The sequence below is a fragment of the Streptomyces sp. NPDC096105 genome, from assembly GCF_044763335.1.
GTDB lineage: Bacteria > Actinomycetota > Actinomycetes > Streptomycetales > Streptomycetaceae > Streptomyces.
In genome coordinates, this window is record NZ_JBIWGC010000002.1 from 291,612 (window position 1) to 313,128 (window position 21,517).

General features: G+C 70.6%; 19 protein-coding genes. 7 read left to right on the forward strand and 12 right to left on the reverse strand.

Annotated features, from left to right (window positions below; all coding sequences use genetic code 11):
* Positions 1 to 33 precede the first annotated feature (33 nt).
* Complete coding sequence (locus ACIQ8B_RS04105) at positions 34 to 1,860, reverse strand: acyl-CoA dehydrogenase (protein WP_106413320.1); 1,827 nt, start codon at positions 1,858 to 1,860, stop codon at positions 34 to 36.
* A gap of 163 nt (positions 1,861 to 2,023) precedes the next feature.
* Here ACIQ8B_RS04105 and ACIQ8B_RS04110 point away from each other — a divergent pair, with 163 nt between their 5' ends.
* The 3 genes from ACIQ8B_RS04110 to aspS all read left to right on the forward strand — a co-directional run bounded on the left by ACIQ8B_RS04110 (position 2,024) and on the right by aspS (position 5,837).
* Positions 2,024 to 2,488 (forward strand): SseB family protein, encoded by a 465-nt coding sequence (locus ACIQ8B_RS04110; RefSeq protein WP_106413319.1) that lies wholly within the window; start codon positions 2,024 to 2,026, stop codon positions 2,486 to 2,488.
* A 175-nt stretch (positions 2,489 to 2,663) separates the two neighbouring features.
* Positions 2,664 to 3,644 (forward strand): pirin family protein, encoded by a 981-nt coding sequence (locus ACIQ8B_RS04115; RefSeq protein WP_290002587.1) that lies wholly within the window; start codon positions 2,664 to 2,666, stop codon positions 3,642 to 3,644.
* Positions 3,645 to 4,073: 429 nt separating this feature from the next.
* Complete coding sequence (aspS, locus tag ACIQ8B_RS04120) at positions 4,074 to 5,837, forward strand: aspartate--tRNA ligase (RefSeq protein WP_290002590.1); 1,764 nt, start codon at positions 4,074 to 4,076, stop codon at positions 5,835 to 5,837.
* Positions 5,838 to 5,908: 71 nt separating this feature from the next.
* On the opposite strand, the gene ACIQ8B_RS04125 is transcribed toward aspS, so the two are convergent.
* The 5 genes from ACIQ8B_RS04125 to ACIQ8B_RS04145 form a co-directional block, all read right to left on the reverse strand.
* Positions 5,909 to 6,799 (reverse strand): hypothetical protein, encoded by an 891-nt coding sequence (locus tag ACIQ8B_RS04125; protein WP_365416716.1) that lies wholly within the window; start codon positions 6,797 to 6,799, stop codon positions 5,909 to 5,911.
* A gap of 253 nt (positions 6,800 to 7,052) precedes the next feature.
* Positions 7,053 to 7,988: a hypothetical protein gene (locus ACIQ8B_RS04130; protein WP_403545093.1), complete on the reverse strand. Its 936-nt coding sequence runs from the start codon at positions 7,986 to 7,988 to the stop codon at positions 7,053 to 7,055.
* Positions 7,985 to 8,569 carry a DUF6932 family protein gene (locus tag ACIQ8B_RS04135; RefSeq protein WP_403545095.1) on the reverse strand — a complete coding sequence of 195 codons (585 nt, stop codon included), beginning with the start codon at positions 8,567 to 8,569 and terminating at the stop codon, positions 7,985 to 7,987. Before ACIQ8B_RS04135 ends, ACIQ8B_RS04130 begins: the two co-directional genes overlap by 4 nt.
* A gap of 71 nt (positions 8,570 to 8,640) precedes the next feature.
* Complete coding sequence (locus ACIQ8B_RS04140) at positions 8,641 to 9,546, reverse strand: helix-turn-helix domain-containing protein (protein WP_403545464.1); 906 nt, start codon at positions 9,544 to 9,546, stop codon at positions 8,641 to 8,643.
* A gap of 150 nt (positions 9,547 to 9,696) precedes the next feature.
* Entirely contained in the window at positions 9,697 to 10,242 is a 546-nt protein-coding gene (locus tag ACIQ8B_RS04145) for an ATP-binding protein (RefSeq protein ID WP_403545097.1), read from the reverse strand.
* A 156-nt stretch (positions 10,243 to 10,398) separates the two neighbouring features.
* On the opposite strand from ACIQ8B_RS04145, the gene ACIQ8B_RS04150 reads away from it, so the two are divergent.
* On the forward strand, positions 10,399 to 11,274 hold the full coding sequence (locus ACIQ8B_RS04150; protein WP_403545099.1) for a helix-turn-helix domain-containing protein: 876 nt from the start codon (positions 10,399 to 10,401) through the stop codon (positions 11,272 to 11,274).
* Positions 11,271 to 11,495 (forward strand): DUF397 domain-containing protein, encoded by a 225-nt coding sequence (locus ACIQ8B_RS04155; protein ID WP_403545101.1) that lies wholly within the window; start codon positions 11,271 to 11,273, stop codon positions 11,493 to 11,495. Before ACIQ8B_RS04150 ends, ACIQ8B_RS04155 begins: the two co-directional genes overlap by 4 nt.
* A gap of 33 nt (positions 11,496 to 11,528) precedes the next feature.
* On the opposite strand, the gene ACIQ8B_RS04160 is transcribed toward ACIQ8B_RS04155, so the two are convergent.
* The 3 genes from ACIQ8B_RS04160 to ACIQ8B_RS04170 form a co-directional block, all read right to left on the reverse strand.
* The gene (locus tag ACIQ8B_RS04160) at positions 11,529 to 11,894 is read right to left on the reverse strand and encodes a PH domain-containing protein (protein WP_106413312.1); all 366 of its coding nucleotides are present in this window, start codon (positions 11,892 to 11,894) and stop codon (positions 11,529 to 11,531) included.
* A gap of 126 nt (positions 11,895 to 12,020) precedes the next feature.
* Complete coding sequence (gene metG / locus ACIQ8B_RS04165) at positions 12,021 to 13,637, reverse strand: methionine--tRNA ligase (RefSeq protein WP_106413311.1); 1,617 nt, start codon at positions 13,635 to 13,637, stop codon at positions 12,021 to 12,023.
* 124 nt (positions 13,638 to 13,761) lie between these two features.
* Positions 13,762 to 15,549 (reverse strand): VWA domain-containing protein, encoded by a 1,788-nt coding sequence (locus ACIQ8B_RS04170; RefSeq protein WP_403545104.1) that lies wholly within the window; start codon positions 15,547 to 15,549, stop codon positions 13,762 to 13,764.
* A gap of 277 nt (positions 15,550 to 15,826) precedes the next feature.
* Between ACIQ8B_RS04170 and ACIQ8B_RS04175 the strand changes: the two genes are divergently transcribed.
* Positions 15,827 to 17,899, forward strand: a complete 2,073-nt coding sequence (locus ACIQ8B_RS04175; protein ID WP_403545106.1) for a PhoX family protein — start codon at positions 15,827 to 15,829, stop codon at positions 17,897 to 17,899.
* Between the two features lie 27 nt (positions 17,900 to 17,926).
* On the opposite strand, the gene ACIQ8B_RS04180 is transcribed toward ACIQ8B_RS04175, so the two are convergent.
* Positions 17,927 to 18,850 carry a LysR family transcriptional regulator gene (locus ACIQ8B_RS04180; RefSeq protein WP_366251509.1) on the reverse strand — a complete coding sequence of 308 codons (924 nt, stop codon included), beginning with the start codon at positions 18,848 to 18,850 and terminating at the stop codon, positions 17,927 to 17,929.
* Positions 18,851 to 19,078: 228 nt separating this feature from the next.
* On the opposite strand from ACIQ8B_RS04180, the gene snpA reads away from it, so the two are divergent.
* Positions 19,079 to 19,759: a snapalysin gene (gene snpA / locus ACIQ8B_RS04185; protein ID WP_403545108.1), complete on the forward strand. Its 681-nt coding sequence runs from the start codon at positions 19,079 to 19,081 to the stop codon at positions 19,757 to 19,759.
* Positions 19,760 to 19,949: 190 nt separating this feature from the next.
* On the opposite strand, the gene ACIQ8B_RS04190 is transcribed toward snpA, so the two are convergent.
* Together ACIQ8B_RS04190 and ACIQ8B_RS04195 are read right to left on the reverse strand one after the other, a co-directional pair.
* Positions 19,950 to 20,870 carry a hypothetical protein gene (locus ACIQ8B_RS04190; RefSeq protein WP_403545110.1) on the reverse strand — a complete coding sequence of 307 codons (921 nt, stop codon included), beginning with the start codon at positions 20,868 to 20,870 and terminating at the stop codon, positions 19,950 to 19,952.
* A 133-nt stretch (positions 20,871 to 21,003) separates the two neighbouring features.
* Positions 21,004 to 21,444 carry a hypothetical protein gene (locus ACIQ8B_RS04195; protein ID WP_403545112.1) on the reverse strand — a complete coding sequence of 147 codons (441 nt, stop codon included), beginning with the start codon at positions 21,442 to 21,444 and terminating at the stop codon, positions 21,004 to 21,006.
* Positions 21,445 to 21,517: the final 73 nt, after the last annotated feature.

A 21,517-nucleotide genomic window follows, 5' to 3' on the forward strand; every position in this document is an offset into this window, starting at 1 on the left:
GTACGGGAGGGTCCCGTAAGGGCCCGGAAGCGACTAGAACGCCGCCTCGTCCAGTTCCATCAGGTCCAGCTCGACGCCCTCGGCGACCTTGCGGGCCAGGGTGACGCCCGGCAGGACGTTCGCCGCGAAGAACTTCGCCGCCGCGATCTTGCCGGTGTAGAACGCCTTGTCCTTGGCGGAGGCCGTCGGGAGCTTCTCGGCGGCGACCGCGGCGTGCTTGAGCAGCAGGTAGCCGACGACGACGTCACCGGAGGCCATCAGCAGGCGGGTGGTGTTCAGGCCCACCTTGTAGATGTTCTTGACGTCCTTCTCGGTGGCCGCGAGGTCGGTGAGCATCAGGCCGACGATGGCCTCCAGCTCGACGGCGGCCTTGGCCAGGTGCTCGCGGGCGCCCGCCAGCTCCTCGCCGCCCTCGCCGACCGCGAGGAACTTCTTGATGTCCTCGGCGAGCGAGTTCAGCGCCGCGCCCTGGTTGCGGACGATCTTCCGGAAGAAGAAGTCCTGGCCCTGGATCGCGGTGGTGCCCTCGTAGAGGGTGTCGATCTTGGAGTCCCGGATGTACTGCTCGATCGGGTACTCCTGCAGGAAGCCGGAGCCGCCGAAGGTCTGCAGCGACTGGGCGAGCTGCTCGTAGGCCTTCTCGGAGCCGTAGCCCTTGACGATCGGCAGGAGCAGGTCGTTCATCGCGTGCTCGGTGGAGGCGTCCTCGCCGTTCGCCTCCTTGAGCTGGATGGCGTCCTGGACGGACGCGGTGTACATCACCAGGGCGCGCATGCCCTCCGCGTACGCCTTCTGCGTCATGAGCGAGCGGCGCACGTCGGGGTGGTGGGTGATGGTGACCTTGGGCGCGGTCTTGTCCATGAAGTTCGCCAGGTCGGGGCCCTGGACGCGCTCCTTGGCGTACTCCAGCGCGTTCAGGTAGCCCGTCGACAGCGTGGAGATCGCCTTCGTGCCGACCATCATGCGGGCGAACTCGATGATGCGGAACATCTGGCGGATGCCGTCGTGCTTGTCGCCGATCAGCCAGCCCTTGGCGGGGTGCTTGTCGCCGAACGTCATCTCGCAGGTGTTGGAGGCCTTCAGGCCCATCTTGTGCTCGACGTTCGTGGCGTAGACGCCGTTGCGCTCGCCCAGCTCGCCGGTCTCGAAGTCGAAGAGGTACTTCGGGACGAGGAAGAGGGACAGGCCCTTGGTGCCGGGACCGGCGCCCTCGGGACGCGCGAGCACGTAGTGGAGGATGTTCTCCGACATGTCGTGCTCACCGGAGGTGATGAAGCGCTTCACGCCCTCGATGTGCCAGGAGCCGTCCTCCTGCTGCACGGCCTTGGTGCGGCCGGCGCCGACGTCCGAGCCGGCGTCCGGCTCGGTGAGCACCATCGTGGAGCCCCACTGCTTCTCCGTGGCGATCTTCGCGATGTGCTTCTGGACCTCGTTGCCCTCCTCGAAGAGGATGCCCGCGAAGGCGGGGCCCGAGGAGTACATCCACACGGCCGGGTTGGCGCCCAGGATCAGCTCGGCGTAGGCCCAGATGAGGGAGCGGGGCGCGGTGGTGCCGCCGATCTCCTCGGGCAGGCCGAGCCGCCAGTACTCGGAGTCCATGAAGGCCTGGTAGCTCTTCTTGAAGGACTCGGGGACGGGCGCGGTGTTGGTCTCCGGGTCGAAGACCGGCGGGTTGCGGTCGGCGTCGGCGAAGGACTCCGCGAGCTCGTTCTCGGAGAGGCGGGCCAGCTCCTCCAGGATGCTCTTCGCGGTCTCGACGTCCATCTCCTCGAACGGGCCCGTGCCGTACAGCTTGTCGCGCCCGAGTACCTCGAAGAGGTTGAACTCGATGTCGCGGAGATTCGACTTGTAGTGCCCCATGGCGACGGCTCCGTTTGAGAGGGATCGGCGAGGGACTGGGTCCTCGCGACTGATTCACGTACCGACAAGTAGCTACGATGATGCTACCCGTCGGTAATAAGAAGCAACCCCGATCCGGACATCTGTGACCCAGTCCTCGCGTGGGGTCAGTAGTCTGTGCGCCATGTACGGCTACGACCAGAGTGCGGGGACACAACAGGGTTACGTGCCGCCGCAGCAGCAGATGCAGGGCGGGTACGGGCAGCAGGCGCCCGCGTATCCCGAACCGTCCGCACCCTCGCTCGCCGACGCCGTGCGCGCGTTCACCACGGGCCAGATGGCGGCGGAGGACTTCCAGCAGATCTTCGCGACGTCCAAGGTCTACTGCCCGCGCGGTGACAACCCCGGCTTCCTCGCCCTGCACAACACCCAGCAGCCCGTGATCCCGATGTTCACCTCGCTCAAGGAGCTGCGGCGGTACGCGGGCAAGGAGTCCAAGTACTTCGTGATCACCGGCGCCGAGGTGATCGACCTGCTGCCCACGGGCTACGGCTTCGTGCTGGACATGGAGGGCGAGCACCGGATGGTGTTCGACGCCAAGGCCGTGGAGCAGATGGTCGAGTTCGCGATGCGCCGTATGTACGGCTGACGCCGATGTACGGCTGACGCCGTCACCGGGGGTGTGGCTGACACCGTCACCGCGTGAACGGCTGACGGCGCCCGTGTGTGAAGGAGCCCGGAGGGAATGCCCTCCGGGCTTCGTCGGTTCGAGGTGGTGAGAAGTTCAACGCTCAACTAAACTGGGCGTACCCGAGGAGGTACCCATGCCTGCAGTGACCGTCGAGAACCCGCTGACGCTGCCCCGTGTGACCGCTCCCGCCGACGCCGTGGCACGTCCCGTGCTGGCCGTCACGACCGCTCCCAGCGGTTTCGAGGGCGAGGGCTTCCCGGTGCGCCGGGCGTTCGCGGGGATCAACTACCGCCACCTCGACCCGTTCATCATGATGGACCAGATGGGTGAGGTGGAGTACGCGCCGGGCGAGCCCAAGGGCACCCCCTGGCACCCCCACCGCGGCTTCGAGACCGTCACCTACATCATCGACGGGATCTTCGACCACCAGGACTCGCACGGCGGTGGCGGCACCATCACCAACGGCGACACCCAGTGGATGACGGCCGGCAGCGGCCTGCTCCACATCGAGGCGCCGCCGGAGCACCTCGTGATGTCCGGCGGGCTGTTCCACGGCCTCCAGCTGTGGGTGAACCTGCCCGCCAAGGACAAGATGATGGCCCCCCGCTACCAGGACATCCGCAGCGGCAGCGTCCAGTTGCTCACCTCCCCGGACGGCGGCGCGCTGCTCCGCGTCATCGCCGGCGAGCTGGACGGCCACGAGGGTCCGGGCATCACCCACACACCGATCACGATGGTCCACGCCACGCTCGCGCCGGGCGCGGAGGTCACCCTGCCCTGGCGGGAGGACTTCAACGGTCTGGCGTACGTCATGGCCGGACGCGGCGCGGTGGGCGCCGAGCGGCGTCCGATCCACCTCGGGCAGACCGCGGTGTTCGGCGCGGGCGGCTCGCTGACCGTCCGCGCGGACGAGAAGCAGGACTCGCACACGCCGGACCTGGAGGTCGTCCTGCTCGGCGGCCGGCCCATCCGCGAGCCGATGGCGCACTACGGGCCGTTCGTGATGAACACGAAGGAAGAGCTGATGCAGGCCTTCGAGGACTTCCAGAAGGGCCGTCTCGGCACCGTCCCCGCCGTGCACGGCATGACGGAGGAGGGCCCGCAGGGGGCCTGAGCCTCTTCGGTCCGCGGGGCCCCGCCCGGCACCGGGCGGGGCCCTGGCGTTCCCGGCGTTCCGGCGTCCCGGCGTCCCGGTCAGCCGGGACCGTCGCCGTTCTTCTGTTCGTGGAGCTCGCACCAGATGCTCTTGCCGCGGCCGCGGGGGCGGTGTGCACCAGCGCATTGGTCAGCATTTCGGACAGGGCCGAAGCGATGCGCGAGCGGTCAGGTGGTCGGGTAGCGCGCTTCGCGCTCCCCCAGGGCGGGCAGGGGCCCACCAGTGAGTATTGCACCACTTTGGGAAGATGCTCCCGGAAACTTCCACCCATGTCGTTTGCCCGCCCCACGGGTTATGGCGGAGCGGCGATCTTGGCCCGGCCGGTAGGCTTGGGGGGAGTTTCACGTGAAACGACGACCCCGATCCGCGAAGGCTGGATGAACGACGATGCATCGGTACAGGTCCCACACCTGCGGCGAGCTCCGCGCCTCTGACGTCGGCACCGACGTCCGGCTGAGTGGCTGGCTGCACAATCGGCGCGACCTGGGCGGCATCCTCTTCATCGATCTGCGCGATCACTACGGGATCACCCAGCTGGTGGCCCGTCCGGGCACCGAGGCGTACGAGGCGCTCGACAAGCTCTCCAAGGAGACCGTGGTCCGCGTCGACGGCAAGGCCGTCTCGCGCGGTGCGGAGAACGTCAACCCCGACCTGCCGACCGGTGAGATCGAGGTCGAGGTCTCCGAGGTCGAGGTGCTGGGCGAGGCGGCCCCCCTGCCGTTCACCATCAACACCGAGGACGGTGTCAACGAGGAGCGGCGCCTGGAGTACCGCTTCCTCGACCTGCGCCGCGAGCGCATGCACCGCAACATCATGCTGCGCACGCAGGTCATCTCGGCGATCCGCCAGAAGATGACCGCGCTGGGCTTCAACGAGATGACCACGCCGATCCTGTCCGCGACCTCCCCCGAGGGCGCGCGTGACTTCGTGGTCCCCTCCCGCCTGAACCCCGGCAAGTTCTACGCGCTGCCGCAGGCCCCGCAGCAGTTCAAGCAGCTGCTGATGATCTCGGGCTTCGACCGCTACTTCCAGATCGCGCCCTGCTTCCGTGACGAGGACGCCCGCGCCGACCGCTCGCCGGGCGAGTTCTACCAGCTCGACGTCGAGATGAGCTTCGTCGAGCAGGAGGACGTCTTCCAGCCGATCGAGAAGCTGATGACCGAGCTGTTCGAGGAGTTCGGCAACGGCCGTCATGTGACGTCGCCGTTCCCGCGCATCCCGTTCCGCGAGGCGATGCTGAAGTACGGCTCCGACAAGCCGGACCTGCGCGCCCAGCTGGAGCTCGTCGACATCACCGACGTTTTCGAGGGCTCGGAGTTCAAGGCGTTCGCCGGCAAGCACGTGCGCGCGCTGCCGGTGCCGGACGTCTCCGGCCAGCCCCGCAAGTTCTTCGACCAGCTCGGCGACTACGCGGTCTCCCAGGGCGCGAAGGGCCTCGCCTGGGTGCGCGTCGGCGAGGACGGCTCGCTGACCGGCCCGATCGCGAAGTTCCTCACCGAGGACAACGTCGCGGAGCTGACCAAGCGGCTGGCGCTGGCCCCCGGCCACGCGGTGTTCTTCGGCGCGGGCGAGTTCGACGAGGTCTCGAAGATCATGGGCGCGGTGCGGGTCGAGGCCGCCAAGCGCGCCGGCCACTTCGAGGAGAACGTCTTCCGCTTCTGCTGGATCGTCGACTTCCCGATGTACGAGAAGGACGAGGAGACCGGCGCGATCGACTTCTCCCACAACCCCTTCTCGATGCCGCAGGGCGGCCTGGAGGCCCTGGAGACCCAGGACCCGCTGGACATCCTGGGCTGGCAGTACGACATCGTCTGCAACGGCGTCGAGCTGTCCTCCGGCGCGATCCGGAACCACGAGCCCGAGATCATGCTCAAGGCGTTCGAGATCGCGGGCTACGACCGCGAGACGGTCGAGGAGAAGTTCGCCGGCATGCTCCGCGCGTTCCGCTTCGGCGCCCCGCCGCACGGCGGCATCGCCCCCGGCGTCGACCGCATCGTCATGCTCCTCGCCGACGAGCCCAACATCCGCGAGACCATCGCCTTCCCCCTCAACGGCAACGCCCAGGACCTGATGATGGGCGCGCCGACGGAGCTGGAGGAGGCACGGCTGAAGGAGCTGCACCTGTCGGTGCGGAAGCCGCAGCCGAAGTAACCCCGTGGCAGCGAAGGTGCCCGGAACCGCCGAGACGTGGTTCCGGGCACCTTCCGCGTGCGTGCGGGCCTTCAGGCCGCCGGTTCCTCCTCGGTGAAGAGGTCTTCGGCGCGCTCGACCGTGCCGGAGCGGTCGAGCCAGTCGTTGAGGCGGTCGAGATCGGTGCAGGTGAGGATGCGCTGACGGACGTCGTCGGAGAGAGGGAGACCGCGTACCTCCAGGACGCGCAGAATGCCCTTGGCCTCGCCTTCGGCCTTACCTTCCAGGTACTTCTCCTCGAAGAGTGTCCCGTGACCCGGGAAGTGCGTGATGACGTCCTGCATCAGCTTCCTCCAGTTCTTCTTCGCCGAGGTGGACTCCAGACCGACTTCCACCACCTCGAACCAGTACTTCGTGGTGTCCGGCTCGAAGGCCATGAGCCCGTGGGCGACCGTTTCCAGTATGGCGGCCGTCCTCCGGCCTCCGCTGTGAACGATGGCCGAGAGCGCCGCCAGGGCCGGTTGCTGGGCCACCACCGCCTCGTCGGTGACCTCCGGGACGGTCTGAGGGCCCAGTACGAAAGGGCGGGTGATCTGGGTCGTCCACGGATCCACCGCGCAATCGAAGGGGCCCATCGCCCACGCCGCGGTCGACCGGTCCCGGCAGACGACGACCAGTAATACCGGGAGACCGTACTTCGCGTGCAGGTACGCGACGTAGTACGCCCAGCTCCTTGCCTTCTCCGGGTCCTTCTTCGTCTGGGCCTCGACGGCCAGGACGAAGTGCTCGCCCATGTCGGGCTCGAACATGAGGACCGTGTCCGCGCGGCGCTCCATCGGGCGGATCTCGGTGACATCCGGGGAGAGCTCGTGGAAGTCCGTCTTCACGGGCGGCGGAAGCCCCAGTGCCTCGAAGACGGGGGCGAGGGCCTCCGGATGCTCCTGGAACAGTCGGTGGGAGGCCTCGTGTGTTGCGGTGACCATGAGCGCACGGTAGGGCGCTCATGGTCATAAGGATGGGCGTATGCGGGCACGTTCACCCGTTCGAGGACAGAAGGAACGTTCCCGCCGGTTCGGGAGTCCGGTCAGCGGGTGACGGACCGGGTGAGGACGGCCGGGACCTCGTGGATGTCGACGCCCTTGGTGAAGGACCATGGGGCAGCGGTACGACTGGACCGGACGCGGGTGGGCAAGTCACGTCGTCGCCGCTCACGGGGATGAATGCCGGGCGGCCAGGTCAGGGTTCGAGCGGCAGGGAAGACTGTTCCGCCGCCGGACCCAGATAGGTGTACTCGGTCGACCGGGCGATTCCCACCGCATCGAGGCGCTGACGGAAACGGACCCGGAAGTGCACGTTGTCCCCGAGTCCGGGACGCATCCGCAGCAGTGTCTCCGGCTCCTCGAAGTGGACGTCGTAGGCCTGGGCGTTCCTGGCCGTGCCCGTCTTGACCTTCACCCAGCCGCTTTCGCGGAGCTCGGTGACGCGGCCCGAGATGATGAGTTCCTGGTCACGGGCCCTGGTTTTTTCACGAAGCCGCTCGACGTGGCGTCTGCCGCGCTCCGTGAACTGAGCCCTGCGCATGTCGCCGTCGGCGCCGTACCAGGTCACTCCCAGGTCGAGCTCGTACTTGCCCAGAGCCCGGGCCAGGGCGTCCACCGCGTCGAACAGGCGCGACCATTCACGGACGTCCTGCTCGGCCTCCAGCGCACCGAGCAGCCTGGTGAGCATCTGCATGCCGGTGCTCGCGGCCGATGTCGCGGGCGCATCCATGGCCGTGGTCTCCGGGACGACCACGGACGGCACGGGACGCGCGTGGACCACGGTGCTGCCGGCCGAGATGCCCGTGAGCTCCAGCTGGATCGGAGTGCCCGCGGCGATGGAGAGCGCGTTCTCCACAGGGTTCAGCAGAGCGTCACCCCACTGGAAGCGCAGGGCGCCCCCCTCGGTGTCCGGACCGGTCAGCCGGAGCCGCAGTTCCTCGTCGAGGCGGGCGTCGGGCTCGAAGGCACGGACCGCGGCGAGGCGGCCGGCCCGGTGCCCGGCCTCGACCTCCTCGTCGTCCCGCTCCTCGGTGCCCATGTCCTCAAGAAGGCGCTCGGCGGCCTCGGCCGCTGCCGGATCGTCCCTGAGCAGCGCACGCCTGCGCTCACGCCAGCTGTCGCCGGTGGTCACAGTCGCACCTCCAGGTATCCGCGTGCCGGGGCGGCACTCTCCGGGGACGGGGAACGATCCGTCTGTCCGGGCAACCGACAACGCTGCCACCAGTCGTCCCACACACCCCGTTCCATGAAGTATGTCCGCTCCTCGGCGGTGAAGCGCTCCGGCCGGAAGACGTGGCCGACGGGCTGATACCCGACCCTGACCGGTGAGACTCCGAACCTGCGCAGCATGTTGTCCCGGCTCTGAAAAGCGGTGGTCAGCCATTTGGAGCCGGGTCTGCCGCGGACGGCACGTTCGGCTCGTACGTCGATCAGCACAGTCACGTCGATGTTCCCCGGATCGGTTTTCGTGCTCACGAAGCTGCCGCCGAGCCACAGCCTGTGGATGAGCATGTGTCCGTCCATGAGGTCCGCGTACGTGTCCTCCAGAGTGAAGAAGCGCTCCAGATAGTCGTGCAGTCCGTCCCACAATGACCGGCGTGTCGCAGAGTCCCGGAACGTGGGCGCGGTGACCAGCATGGCCTTGGCCTCGTCGAAGGAGACGGAGTGGCGGCCCAGCGGAAGGAATCCGTTCGCGGTGAAGGAAGGCAGCACATGAAGTCCTGTCGGGTACGGATGGACGCCGTGGGGGTGAGGGATGTGACGGCGAGCGCTGCGGCCGTGGCTCATCCTGCCGCGTGGATCTCACCACCGCCGGTGTTTTTCGGTACGTGGGCGTCCCGCTCTCTGCACTTACGGCACCTGCCCGGCTCGGGTGCTCGGAAGGCGAGGTCGCAGCCGTCGCAGTTCTGAAGGGGATGACGGGCACCGGGGGCCGGTGGGGCCGGGGGCCGGGGCGGTGGCGGGGGCGGGAGTTGGGCGGTCAGGCGGTGGGCGAGGAAGGCGGCCGGACGGATCAGGGGCTCGTCCGGCAGGTCCGCGGCGAGGGCGTGGCGTACGGCGGTGGGGGTGAGGTCGCGCTCCAGCCAGGCGGCGACGCCGGGGGCGAGGTGTTCGGCGTCGGTGGCGGAGAGGAGCAGCCGGGGGTCCTGGCGGCGCAGGCCGGCCAGGACGTCGAGGGCCGCCTGGAGCAGAGCGGGCCAGGGGTGCGACGGCTGGGGCACGGCGGGGAGGCGCCGCTTGCGGGGCGTGGACTCGTCGGGGGCCGTGCGGCGGGCGGGCCTGCGGGCGGCCGTCTCCCGCGCCGCGTGGTGCCCCGGCCGGTTGCAGGACACCGTGCGGGTGACGATCCGGCCGGTGGGCGTGCGCTCGCGGGTGCGGCGCAGGTAGCCGTGCGCTTCGAGCTCCCGCAGGGCGGCGGCGATCCGGGTGGGGCCCTCGGGGAAGCGGGCCGCGAGGGTCTTGATGTCGACGGCGGTGCCCCGCCGCACGGACTGGATGTAACAGGCCAGTCCGATGGCGAGCAGGGACAGCTCCGGGTGCTGGGCCAGGTCGTTGCCGATCACCGTGAAGTTCTCGGTGTGGCGGACGTGGTCGTGGACGACGCCGGCGACCGGCTGCCCGTCGGGGTGGTTCTTGCCCCGGATGCGGGACTGGACGCGCATGGGCGCGCTAGGGTTTTCGGTATCCATCGGGAAGCCCTTATCTTCCTCGGTGGTCAGGCCCTCGCACTGGGATGCCAGTCCCGGCGAGGGCCGTCGCATGTCTGGGGTTGTGTGCGTACTGCTGGCGCTGAGCGTAGGGCAGGCAACCGGTCCTGAATCCAGCTCACAGGGGCATATTCACTCGCGGGAGTGAGTTTGCCCGGCGGGAGGGAGGGGTGGGGTTTGGTGGGGTGCTTTCTCCCCCGTGGGTGGTGCATAGGGAGCGCAGGTCCGGCCGGAGCGCGGGGAGCCGTGTTCCGGTGACTGCGGTGCGGGGAAGGTGAGTTCGGCCCAGACCGTCTTGCGGGGCGGCAGGTCGTGGGTGACGCCCCAGCGGTCGGCGAGGGCGGCCACGAGGGTCAGGCCGCGGCCGGTCTCGGCGTCCGGGTCCGGGGAGCGGAGATCCGGGAGCCGGTCACCGCGCGTGTCCGTCACCTCGATCCGGAGAGTCCCGCCGACCACGTAGAGCAGGAGCCGGACGTTCCGGCCGGGGACGCGGCCGTGGGTGACGGCGTTGTTCGCCAGTTCGGCCACGATGAGCTGGGCCGGGTCCAACGGGAGTCCCCAGGCGCGCAGTTGTTCGGAGGCGAACAGGCGGGCGAGGCGAGCGCCTCGGGGTGTGGGGGACAACAGGACGCTGAAGTTGCGGACGGTGTGTCCGGGGGCGGTGATTTTCTGGTTCACGTCACTCAGCGTGGCCGGATATGCCTACCGTGAGGAGTGACGCCGTGGTTGCGTACGGTGACTGTCCTGCGGTTGTCCGGTGGTGTCCGGGCTTGTCGGGGCGGTGCGTACGGGTAGGGCGTGGCTGGTACGACCCGGTACGACGGAGGGGCGCGCATGTCGGTGGACGGCGAGGTTCGGCAGCTGAGGACGGAGGCTGACGAGCCGGGGTGGGAGGTGGACCCGGACGACGAGTGGGGCGTGGCCGTGGTCGCCACCGTGGGGCGGCAGTTGAAGCTGCGGCGGGAAGCGGTCGGCATGCGGGCCGGCGAGTTCGGCAAGGCCGTGGGGTACGGCGAGGACCTCGTCTACAAGATCGAGAGCGGGAAGCGGATTCCCCGGCCGGAGTATCTGGACAGGGCGGACGAGGTGCTGGGGGCGGGTGGGCTGCTCGCCGCGATGAAGGAGGACGTGGCCAAGGTCCGGTACCCGAAGAAGGTGCGGGACCTGGCGCAGATGGAGGCGCGGGCGGTCGAGATCGGGGTGTACGAGAACAGCAACATCCCAGGGCTGTTGCAGACTTCGGATTACACGAGGGCGCTGCTGGAGTCGTGGCTGCCTGCCTACACGCCGGAGGACTTGGAGCGCCGCGTAGCCGCCCGTGTTGCTCGGCAGGCCGTCTATGAGCGGTGCCCTGCACCAGCGCTGAGCTTCGTCCTGGAAGAGGCGACGCTTCGACGCAAGGTTGGAGGCACAATGGTCCGGCGGCAGCAATTCGAACGATTGCTGGAGGTGGGGCGGTTGAGCAACGTCTCTCTCCAGGTGATGCCGATGGACAGTGCGCCACACCCCGGCATGAGCGGCAGGATCGAGTTGCTGAAGTTCGAGGACGGCACCGCCGTGGGGCGCTCCGACGGGGCGTTCAACGGACGTCCCGTGACTGACCTGCGGCAGCTCCGCATCCTTGATCTGCGGTATGGCACCATCCGGGCGCAGGCTCTCCCGCCGGGGGAGTCGCTGGCCTTCGTCGAGCAACTGCTGGGAGAGACATGATCCGCAAGGCCCCCGCCGGTGACGCCTCCGAACTGACGTGGTTCAAGAGCAGCTACAGCAGTGGCCCTGACGGCGACTCCTGCGTCGAGGTAGCCACCACCCCCGGCACCGTCCACGTCCGTGACTCCAAGTGCCAGGACGCCGGCCCCCGTCTCGCCGTCGCGCCGGAGGCGTGGGCGGACTTCGTGGCGTACGCGTCCGGGAGCAGGGCCATCGACTGACGTGCCCCGCACCCGGGCGCACAGCGCGCCGCGCTACCGCGCCACGAACTGGGTGAGGATCGCCTGGACCTCGTAGATGTCGACGCCCTTGGTGAAGGTCTTCTGCACCGGGGTGGGGGAGCCGGAGATCCAGATCTTCAGCTCGGCGTCGAGGTCGAAGTGGCCGGCGGTCTCGACCGCGAAGTGGGAGATGCTGCGGTACGGGATCGAGTGGTACTCGGTCTTCTTGCCGGTGATGCCCTGCTTGTCGACCAGGATCAGCCGGCGGTCCGTGAACAGGATGGTGTCGCGTATCAGCAGGAACGCCGCGTGCACCTGCTCGCCGTGGCCCAGGAGCCGGGCGTAGTCCTGCTGGGCCTTGGCCGGGTCGACGGTGTGTGCGTTGCCGAAGAGTGCCATGGTGCGGGTCCCCCTGTGTGTCGTGAGCGCGGCCGGACGTTCGGGCCGCCTTGGCGCGATCTTCGCAAAGGGGAGGGCCCCGGGAGAAGCGTCGTTCTCCCCCGGGGCCCTGCTGTAGCGAGCGTGTTACGCGGTGGGCTTCTCCTCGAGACGGGGGAAGAGGACCGCGCCCTTGGTGACCGTGGAGCCGGCGGGGAGCAGGCCCCAGGTGCCGCACTCCTGGACCTTCTGGTCGGCGAGGGCGCCCAGGGAGGGCTCCGCGCCGAGGGAGTCCCAGAGCTTCTGGGAGGTCTCCGGCATGACCGGGTTCAGCAGGACGGCCACCGCGCGCAGGGACTCCGCGGCCGTGTAGAGGATCGTCGCCAGGCGGGCCTTGCCCTCCGGCGAGTCGTCCTTGGCGACCTTCCAGGGCTCCTGCTCGGTGATGTAGCCGTTGACCTGCTTCACGAAGTCGAAGACCGCCAGGATGCCGCCCTGGAAGTCCAGCTCCTCGCCGATGCGGCGGTCGGCCTCCTCGACCGCCTTCGCCAGGCCGTCGTGGACCGCCTTCTCGGCGTCGCCGTCGGCCGTCGCGGCCGGCAGCTCGCCGCCGAAGTACTTGCCGACCATCGCCGCCACACGGGAGGCGAGGTTGCCGTAGTCGTTGGCCAGCTCGCTGGTGTAGCGGGCGGAGAAGTCCTCCCAGGAGAAGGAGCCGTCCTGGCCGAACGCGATCGCGCGCAGGAAGTACCAGCGGTACGCGTCCACGCCGAAGTGCGAGGTCAGGTCCTGCGGCTTGATGCCGGTCAGGTTCGACTTGCTCATCTTCTCGCCGCCGACCATCAGCCAGCCGTTCGCGGCGATCTTGCCCGGCAGCGGCAGGCCCTGCGCCATCAGCATGGCCGGCCAGATGATCGCGTGGAAGCGGAGGATGTCCTTGCCGACCAGGTGCACGTCGGCGGGGAACGTCGACCCGAACTTCTCCGGGTTCTCGTTGTAGCCGACCGCCGTCGCGTAGTTCAGCAGCGCGTCGACCCACACGTAGATGACGTGCCTGTCGTCCCACGGGACCTTGACGCCCCAGTCGAACGTCGAGCGCGAGATGGAGAGGTCCTGCAGGCCCTGGCGGACGAAGTTCACGACCTCGTTGCGCGCGGACTCCGGCTGGATGAAGCCGGGGTTGGCCTCGTAGTGCGCGAGAAGCTTCTCGCTGTACTCGCTGAGCTTGAAGAAGTAGTTCTCCTCGCTGAGGATCTCCACCGGCTTCTTGTGGATCGGGCACAGCTTCTGGCCCGCGTACTCGCCCTCGCCGTCGAGCAGCTCACCGGGGAGCTTGTACTCCTCGCAGCCCACGCAGTACGGGCCCTCGTAGCCGCCCTTGTAGATCTCGCCCTTGTCGTACAGGTCCTGCACGAACTCCTGGACGCGGTCGGTGTGCCGCTTCTGCGTGGTGCGGATGAAGTCGTCGTTCGCGATGTCGAGGTGCTCCCACAGGGGCTTCCAGGCCTCCGTGACGAGCTTGTCGGCCCAGGCCTGCGGGGTGACCCCGTTCGCCTCGGCCGTGCGCATGATCTTCTGACCGTGCTCGTCCGTGCCGGTGAGGTACCACACCTTCTCGCCCCGCTGGCGGTGCCAGCGGGTGAGCACGTCGCCTGCGACGGTCGTGTAGGCGTGGCCCAGGTGAGGAGCGTCGTTGACGTAGTAGATGGGGGTCGTGACGTAGAACGCCTTCGCCCCCTGCTTCTCTGATCCAGTGGCCGCCATGGGCGAAATCCTACTGGTCCCGGGGAGATCGACTCACACGCGTTTCGGGGGGTGGACGGGGGTGGACGGGGGTTCCGTCCCTCTCTCCGTCCACCCCCCGTGGGGTGGGTGAGGGCAGTGCTTCCTACGGGCGCCAGGACGCCAGGACGCCCTCGTACAGCTCCTTGTCCGTGAGCTCGCGGGGGGCCGGGCCCGCGTGGAAGAAGGAGGTGTTGCCGGTCTTGAGCTTGCGGAGGTAGTCGAACGCCTTGTTGTCGTGCTCGCCGAAGGCGACGAAGGAGAAGAACACGCCGGGGTGGTTCTCCGCGGCCTCGGTGAGGGCCTTGGTGGCCGGGGTCTTGGCGTCGGGGGCGCCGTCCGTCTGGAAGATCACCAGGGCGGGGGTGCCGGCCGGCTCCTCGGCGTGCCGGCCGAGGACCGCCTCGACGGCCGCGTGGTAGCTGGTACGGCCCATCCGGCCGAGCTCCGCGTGCAGCTTGTCGATCTTGTTCTCGTGGTCGGAGAGGGTCAGCTCGCCAGTGCCGTCCAGCTCGGTGGAGAAGAACGTCACGTGGAGCGTGGCCTCGGTGTCCAGGTGCGCGGCCAGGGCGAGGGCCTGCTCGGCGAGGGCCTGGGCCGAGCCGTCCTTGTAGTACGGGCGCATGGACGCGGAGCGGTCGAGGACGAGGTGGACCTTGGCGCGGGCGCCGGTGAGGTTGTGCTGCTCGAGGACGGTGCCGGCGGCTTTGTAGGCGGTGGTGAGGGTGGTGTCGCGGAGCGCGGTGGCAGGGGTGGCGGGGGCGGCGGGCTTGCCGGCGGGGGCCGTGCGGGGTTCGGCCTCGGCCTCGGCTTCGCCTTCGGCCGGGGTTTCGTTCCCACCCGCACCACCCGTGCGGGTCTCGTCGTCGGGTGCGGGTGGCCCCTGTGGGGCCTGCTCGTCGTCGGCGGCTGCGGGAGTCGCCTCCGGCGTGGACTCCGGTTCCGGTGCCGATTCCGGTCCCGGTGCCTGAGCTGCGGGCTTCGGTTCGGGCACCGGCTCGGGCTCCGGCTCCGCCTTTGCCCCGGGCTCGGCGGTTCCCTCGGCCTCGGACCGGGGTGCTGCCTCCGGCTCGGCGGCGGCCTCGGGCTCCGGGGCCGCCTCTGTCTTCGGCTCGGCGTCGGCTTCGGCGCTAGCGTCGGCTTCGGCCTCGGGCTCAGCCTTGGGCTTGGGCTCCGGGGTCGCCTCTGTCTTCGGTTCGGCGTCGGCGTCGGCGTCGGCTTCGGCCTCGGGCTCAGCCTCGGGCTCCTCGGCCGTGGTCGCCGCCTCGGTCCTGACGAGGGCTTCCTCCGGCTCCGGCTCCGCTTCCGGCTCTGCCTTCGCCTCGGTCTTCGGCTCCGGCTCCGGGGTGGGCTTGGTTTCGGGCTTCGCCTCGGCGGTCGGTTCCGGGGTGGGCTTGCTCTCCGGCTCCGCCTCGGCCTTCGGCTCCGCCTCAGGGGCCGTCTTCGGCTCCGGAGTCGTCTCCTCGGGCTGCGTCTCCGGCGCCTGCGCCCCGGCCTCCGTCTCCGGCGCCTCAGCCTCGCGCTCCGGCTTCGGCGTCTCCGCTGCCCGCTCCGGCTTCGGCGTCTCCGTCCACCGCTTCTCCTCCTCGCCGGACGGCCGCGTCGGACGTGGGACCGACACCCTGTCGAAAGCCGCGCTCACCAGGTCGTGTTCGTCGCTTTCACGTGGTTCCGGGACCGTCGAGGTCGTTGGGGTCGCCGGAGTCGCCGGGGTGCCCGCGGAAGCCGACGGCTCCGGGGACGGGGAGGGGACCGTGCGCTCCGGGGACGGCTCGGGCGTCGTCGGAGCCGCCGTTTCCGTCGCCTCGGCGGCCGGCGCCGCACCCTCCGCTTCGGCGGACTTCGCTCTACGTGACCGGCCGAACGCGTTCCGCAGGAGAGTGAGAATGCCCATGTGCGCAACCCTTCGCGTGAGTTGGTGCCCGTCAAACCCTGGCCAGGACGGACACGTAAGGTTAGCGGCCCTCGGGGGCGATCTTGGGCAGGGTGGGGTGTACGGGATCGTCTCTGTCAAGGGCGCGATCCGGTCGGCGCGAGCCGTCCGCCCGCTCCGGTGCACGCCCCCTTGATGCCGCCCCGGCTTCACCCGTCGTTCACTCCCGCGCCCGGTCGTCGCACCCGTGTGCTCCTACGGTCACGCTGACACCACGGGCATGCCAAGGAGAGAACACGTGCGAAAGCTGCTGCCGTTGATCGGAACGCCGTCCGGTGCGCATCCCGGCGGCCGGTCCGCCCTGACCTGCCGTTTCCGGTGTGGTGACGCCTGCTTCCACGAGGTGCCCAACACCAGTGACAACGAGTACGTCGGTGACATCGTCGCCGGCGCCCTCAGCCGTCGTTCGATGATGCGGGCCGCCGCCGTCGTGACCGTCGCCGCGGCCGGTGCCGGCGCGGTGGGCGTCGCCGCCGCCCCCGAGGCGCAGGCGGCCCCGGCCGCCAAGGGCCGCACACCTCACGCCCCCAAGGGTGCCCGGGGCCTCAGGTTCACCCCCGTCCCGCCGAACACCCGTGACGCCGTCACCGTGCCGGAGGGCTACCGGCAGAACGTCGTCATCCGCTGGGGCGAGCCCATCCTGCGCGGTGCGCCCGCCTTCGACCCGGAGCGGCAGAGCGCGAAGGCGCAGGCCGGGCAGTTCGGGTACAACTGCGACTTCCTCGCGCTGCTGCCCCTGAAGGGCGAGCGGAACCGGCAGCTGCTGGTCGCCAACCACGAGTACACCGACGAGATCCTCATGTTCCGGGACTACGACCCGGAGAACCCGACGCGCGAGCAGGTGGAGATCGCCTGGGCCGCGCACGGTCTCGCCGTCGTCGCCGTGGAGGGCGACCACAGGAGCGGCAGGCTCACGGCCGTGGGACGGCACCACCTCAACCGGCGGCTGACCGCCACCTCCGAGTTCCGGCTCACCGGTCCCGTCGCCGGCTCCGACCTGGTGAAGACCTCCGCCGACCCGAGCGGCACCCGCGTGCTCGGCACCCTCAACAACTGCGCCGGCGGCACCACCCCGTGGGGCACCACCCTGCACGGCGAGGAGAACTTCAACCAGTACTTCGCCCACGGCAGCAGCGCCACGGACAAGCGGTACGGGATCGGCAGCGGTGCGACCGAGCGCAAGTGGGAGCGGTTCGACAAGCGGTTCGACCTCGCCCAGGAGCCGAACGAGGCGCACCGCTTCGGCTACGTCGTCGAGCTCGACCCGTACGACCCCGACTCCACCCCGCGCAAGCACACCGCGCTCGGCCGGTTCAAGCACGAGGGCGCGACCGTGCGGCTGACGCACGACGGGCGGCCGGTCGTCTACTCCGGCGACGACGAGCGGTTCGACTACTTCTACAAGTTCGTCGGCAGCAAGCGGATGCGGCACGGCAACAGCCGCGCGGCCCGCGAGCACAACCTCTCGCTGCTCGACGAGGGCACGCTCTACGTCGCCAAGCTCACCGGCGACTCGCCCGCCTTCGAGATCGACGGCACGGGGAAGCTGCCGAGGGACGGGGAGTTCGACGGCAGCGGCGAGTGGATCCCGCTGGCCACCGCGACCGCCCGCGGCGCCGTCTCGCACGTGGAGGGCATGACCGCCGAGGAGGTCTTCGTCTTCACGCGTCTCGCCGGCGACAAGGTCGGCGCCACGAAGATGGACCGCCCCGAGGACATCGAGCCCAACCCGGTCACCGGCAAGGTGTACCTCGCGCTCACCAACAACTCCAACCGCGGCGTCGGCTCCCACCCGAAGGCGGACGAGGCGAACCCGCGGCACGCCAACAAGCACGGCCAGGTCCTGGAGCTCACCGAGCGGTGGAACCGGCCGGAGAGCACGAGGTTCGCCTGGTCGCTGTTCCTCGTCGCGGGCGACCCGGAGGATCCGGCGACGTACTTCGCCGGCTTCCCCAAGGACGCCGTCAGCCCGATCTCCTGCCCGGACAACGTCGCCTTCGACGCGCACGGCAACCTGTGGATCTCCACCGACGGCAGCGCCCTCGGCTCCCACGACGGCCTCTTCGGCGTCGCCACGCGCGGGGAGCGGCGCGGTGAGCTGAAGCAGTTCCTGACCGTGCCGACGGGTGCGGAGACCTGCGGCCCGGTCATCCAGGACCGGCGTGTGCTGGTCGCCGTGCAGCATCCGGGCGAGGTGAACGGGGCGACCGTGGAGCGGCCCGCCAGCACCTGGCCCGACGGGCCCGGCACGTACGTCCGCCCGGCGGTCGTCGCGGTGTGGCGCGCGGACGGGCGGGACATCGGCGTCTGACGCCGGACCGGAGCCGGTGCCGGGGGATCAGACCCCCGGCACCCGCTCCTCCAGCCACTCCCGGTACGCCGGGGCCTGCCGGGCCACCTCCTGGTAGGCGTCCGCCAGGTGCGGGTACACACCCTCCAGCTCCGTGTCCGTGCGCGCCGCCAGCAGCAGCCGCACGCCCAGCGGGTCGCCGGCGAGACGGCGGACCGCCGCCTCGGGGCGGGAGGGCGAGGTCGGCTGGCAGACGGTGACGACCTCGCCGATCGCGACCAGGGACGCGGCCGTGTGGTAGTCGCCGTGCAGCACGGGCGGGTCGATCCCGGCCTCGCGCAGAATCCGCCGTACGGCGTCCCACTCGCCGTCGACCGCCGGGTCGATCATCCAGCGGTCGTGGGCCAGGTCGGAGAGGTGGACGACCGGGCGGGCGGCGGCCGGGTGGTCGGCGGGCAGGGAGACGAACTGCGGTTCGCGGGCGATGAGGACGCGGGTGCGCAGGCCGTCCGGGACGTGCAGCGGGCAGCCCTCGACCTCGTGCACGAACGCGACGTCGAGCTGGCCGTCGGCGACCATGCGCAGCAGGGCGTTGGCGGAGACGTCCATGTGCAGGGTGGGTTCCTGCCAGTGCCGGCGCAGGCGGCGCAGCCAGCCGGCCAGCGCGCGGCTGGCGGTGGAGCCGATGCGCAGCTGACGGCCGCCGACGGCGGCGGCGCGGGCCTCGGTGACCAGGGAGCGCAGCTCGGTGACGAGCGGGCGGGCGCGGCTGAGGACCAGCCGGCCCAGGGGGGTGGGACGGCAGCCGGTGCGGGCGCGGACGAACAGGGCACCGCCCAGCTCCTGTTCGATGCGCCGCAACTGCGTGCTCAACGAGGGCTGGGCCACGCCGAGATGGCGTGCGGCCCGGTGCAGACTGCCCGTGTCGGCGATCGCGCACAGCGCCCTGAGGTGCCGGACCTCAAGCTCCATGTCCTGGGAGGGTAAGCGGGAAGTTCAGGTTTCACCAGACGTCCAAATGCCGTCCGTCCAGGCGTAGTCGGACGTCTTCGACACCGGGACGGGACGGGGATGCGGGCGGCCCGTGGCGGGGAGCGCCGATAGCCCGGTCCTATCACCGGTTGCCATCATCACAGCCGCCGCACAGGCGCGGACACTCACCGGTGACATGTGACTCACCCCCCACCGAAGGAGTCGTCCATGCGCCTGCGCATGCCCCTGTCCGTGCTGTCCGCGGCCGGTCTGAGCCTGACCGCGCTCGGTCTGGGCGCCGCCCCGGCCGGCGCCGCCGAGGCCCCCCTCGCCCCCGCCGACACGTACGCCGCGTACGCCGGTTCGTCCGAGGAGGCCGCCGCCAGCCGCGCGTTCTTCCAGGCCGTGCTGGAGTCGGTGGCCGAGAAGCGGGCCGCCGATCCCACCGGCGCCGCCGCCGTCACCATCGTCTACAACGCCTCCCAGGCGCCCACGTTCGCCACGCAGATAGCCCGCAGCACCCAGATCTGGAACAGCTCGGTCTCCAACGTGAGACTCCAGGCGGGCACCTCGGGCGCCGACTTCTCGTACCGCGAGGGCAACGACCGGCGCGGCTCGTACGCCTCCACCGACGGCCGCGGCCACGGCTACATCTTCCTCGACTACGCCCAGAACCGGACCTACGACTCGACGCGGGTGACCGCGCACGAGACCGGTCACGTGCTGGGCCTGCCGGACCGCTACTCCGGTCCGTGCAGCGAGTTGATGTCCGGCGGAGGCCCCGGCCCGTCCTGCACCAACGCCTACCCGAACGCCGCGGAGCGGGCGCGGGTGAACCAGCTGTGGGCGGGCGGCTTCGCCGCCGCGCTCGACCAGGCGGAGAAGGCACTGGAGAAGTCCGGGCGCTGACCCCTGCGTGTCCCGTCCGGTGCGGGCCGTCCCCTCGCGGGGCGGCCCGCACCGCCGTCCGCGCGCGGGGCGGGGGCCGGTGACAAGGGTGTGGCGGCCGAGGCAGAGGAAGCGGACGCGGCCGGCCGCCGGCTCCTCGGAGGCCGGGGGCGGCCGACGCGCGCGCCGGACGCCGTGCCGGCGGCTTCGGTCAGGTGCGGGCGTCGGTCGGGGCCGGTGCCGGCGTGGCCGGGGCGGGGCGACCGCGACGGAGTACGGGCCGGCCGGCCAGCCGGCAGGTCAGGGCCACCGCCGCGCCCAGGGCGAGGAGCAGCCAGGACGCCGTGCGCAGGGCGTCGGTGAGGGCGTCGTAGACCGCGGCGGCCGCCGGGCGGTGGACGGGGTCCGGCAGGTCGGCCAGGGTCAGCCGGCGGCCGGCCGTGACGGCCAGGGCGAGCAGGGCGCCGCCCAGCGCGGTGCCCAGACCGGCGGCGGTGAGGACGCGGCGGCGGGACGTGGCGACCGCGACTCCGGTGACGGCGAGGGTCACGGCGGCGAGGGGCAGCCAGAGGGCGGCGGCGTCCAGCAGCCGGTAGCCCTGGCGGAGCCCGGCCACCTCCTCGGCCGGGACCACGGGGACCTCGGTGTGCTCGACGGGGATGCGGTGCGCGTAGGGCATGCGGCCGGCCTCGAGCCGCTGTTTCACCTGGGCGGTGACGGGCGCGAGGTCGACGGTGACCGGTCCGCCGGAGGGCGCGTCGTCGCGCAGGGCGTGCAGCACCGCGTCGTGGAGGGCCCGGTTCCCCGCCTCCCACGCCGTGCGGAACGCGTCCGTACGGGTGAACGACTCGATCGCGTCCCGCACGAACGGCCCCATGGCGGCCCCGTCCGCGGCCCGCGCCTCCAGCTCCCGCACGACCTGGTCGCCGACGGCGTCCGCGACGGCCTCCCGCACGTCGGGGTGGCCGGCCAGCGGTGTGACGGTACGGACGTACCGCCCGGTGTCGGCGAGCCCGAACGCCGCCCACCCGGCCAGTACGCCGCACGGCACGAGCAGACACGCGACGGCGACGCACACCGCGCCGACGACGTCCCGCACCCGCGCCTGACGAGGACCGCTCCAGGAACCCACCCCTCCAGGCAAGACGCCCGCCCCCGCCGGCGCGAGCGGTGACCCCCCGAACGGGCGGAGCGCCCCCGGGAGGCCCGGCGCCCGCGGCCGGGCCCACGCCCGCGGGTGTCCGCCGGGGAAGCCCCCGCCGGTCTCACTCCGGGCGGTTCCCCTCCGCGTCCTCCTTGGTGTAGTAGCGGTAGAACAGGATCACGAAGGTGCCGACCATGAGGCCCACGCCCACCCCCACCGAGCGGTAGATGCTGGGGTTGGACTGGCTGTACAGGAAGCCGACCGCGCAGCCGGCGAAGGCGGCCCAGACCAGCGCGTGGGGTCCGCGGCGGAGTCTCGGGGCCAGGGTGAGCAGCGTGATGAGGACCCCGGTGAAGACCAGCCCGGTGAGGATGCCGAGCAGCAGGTTCGAGCCGGTGATGGGACCGCCGTAGCGGCGGTTCGCCGCCGCCCAGTAGCCGTAGACGACCCCCGCGAGGACGGGCAGGACCACCTGGGCCATGCGGTGGGTGCGGGCGTCGAAGACGTCGGTGGTGCGGCTCTGCTCGATCATGCCCCGGGACCGGGGCGCCGCATGCGTCATGGGAGCACTCCTTCCTGCGTCCCCCGTCCCTTCAGGGCACACCTGCCGCGCCCGGGCGGCAACTCGGCCGCCC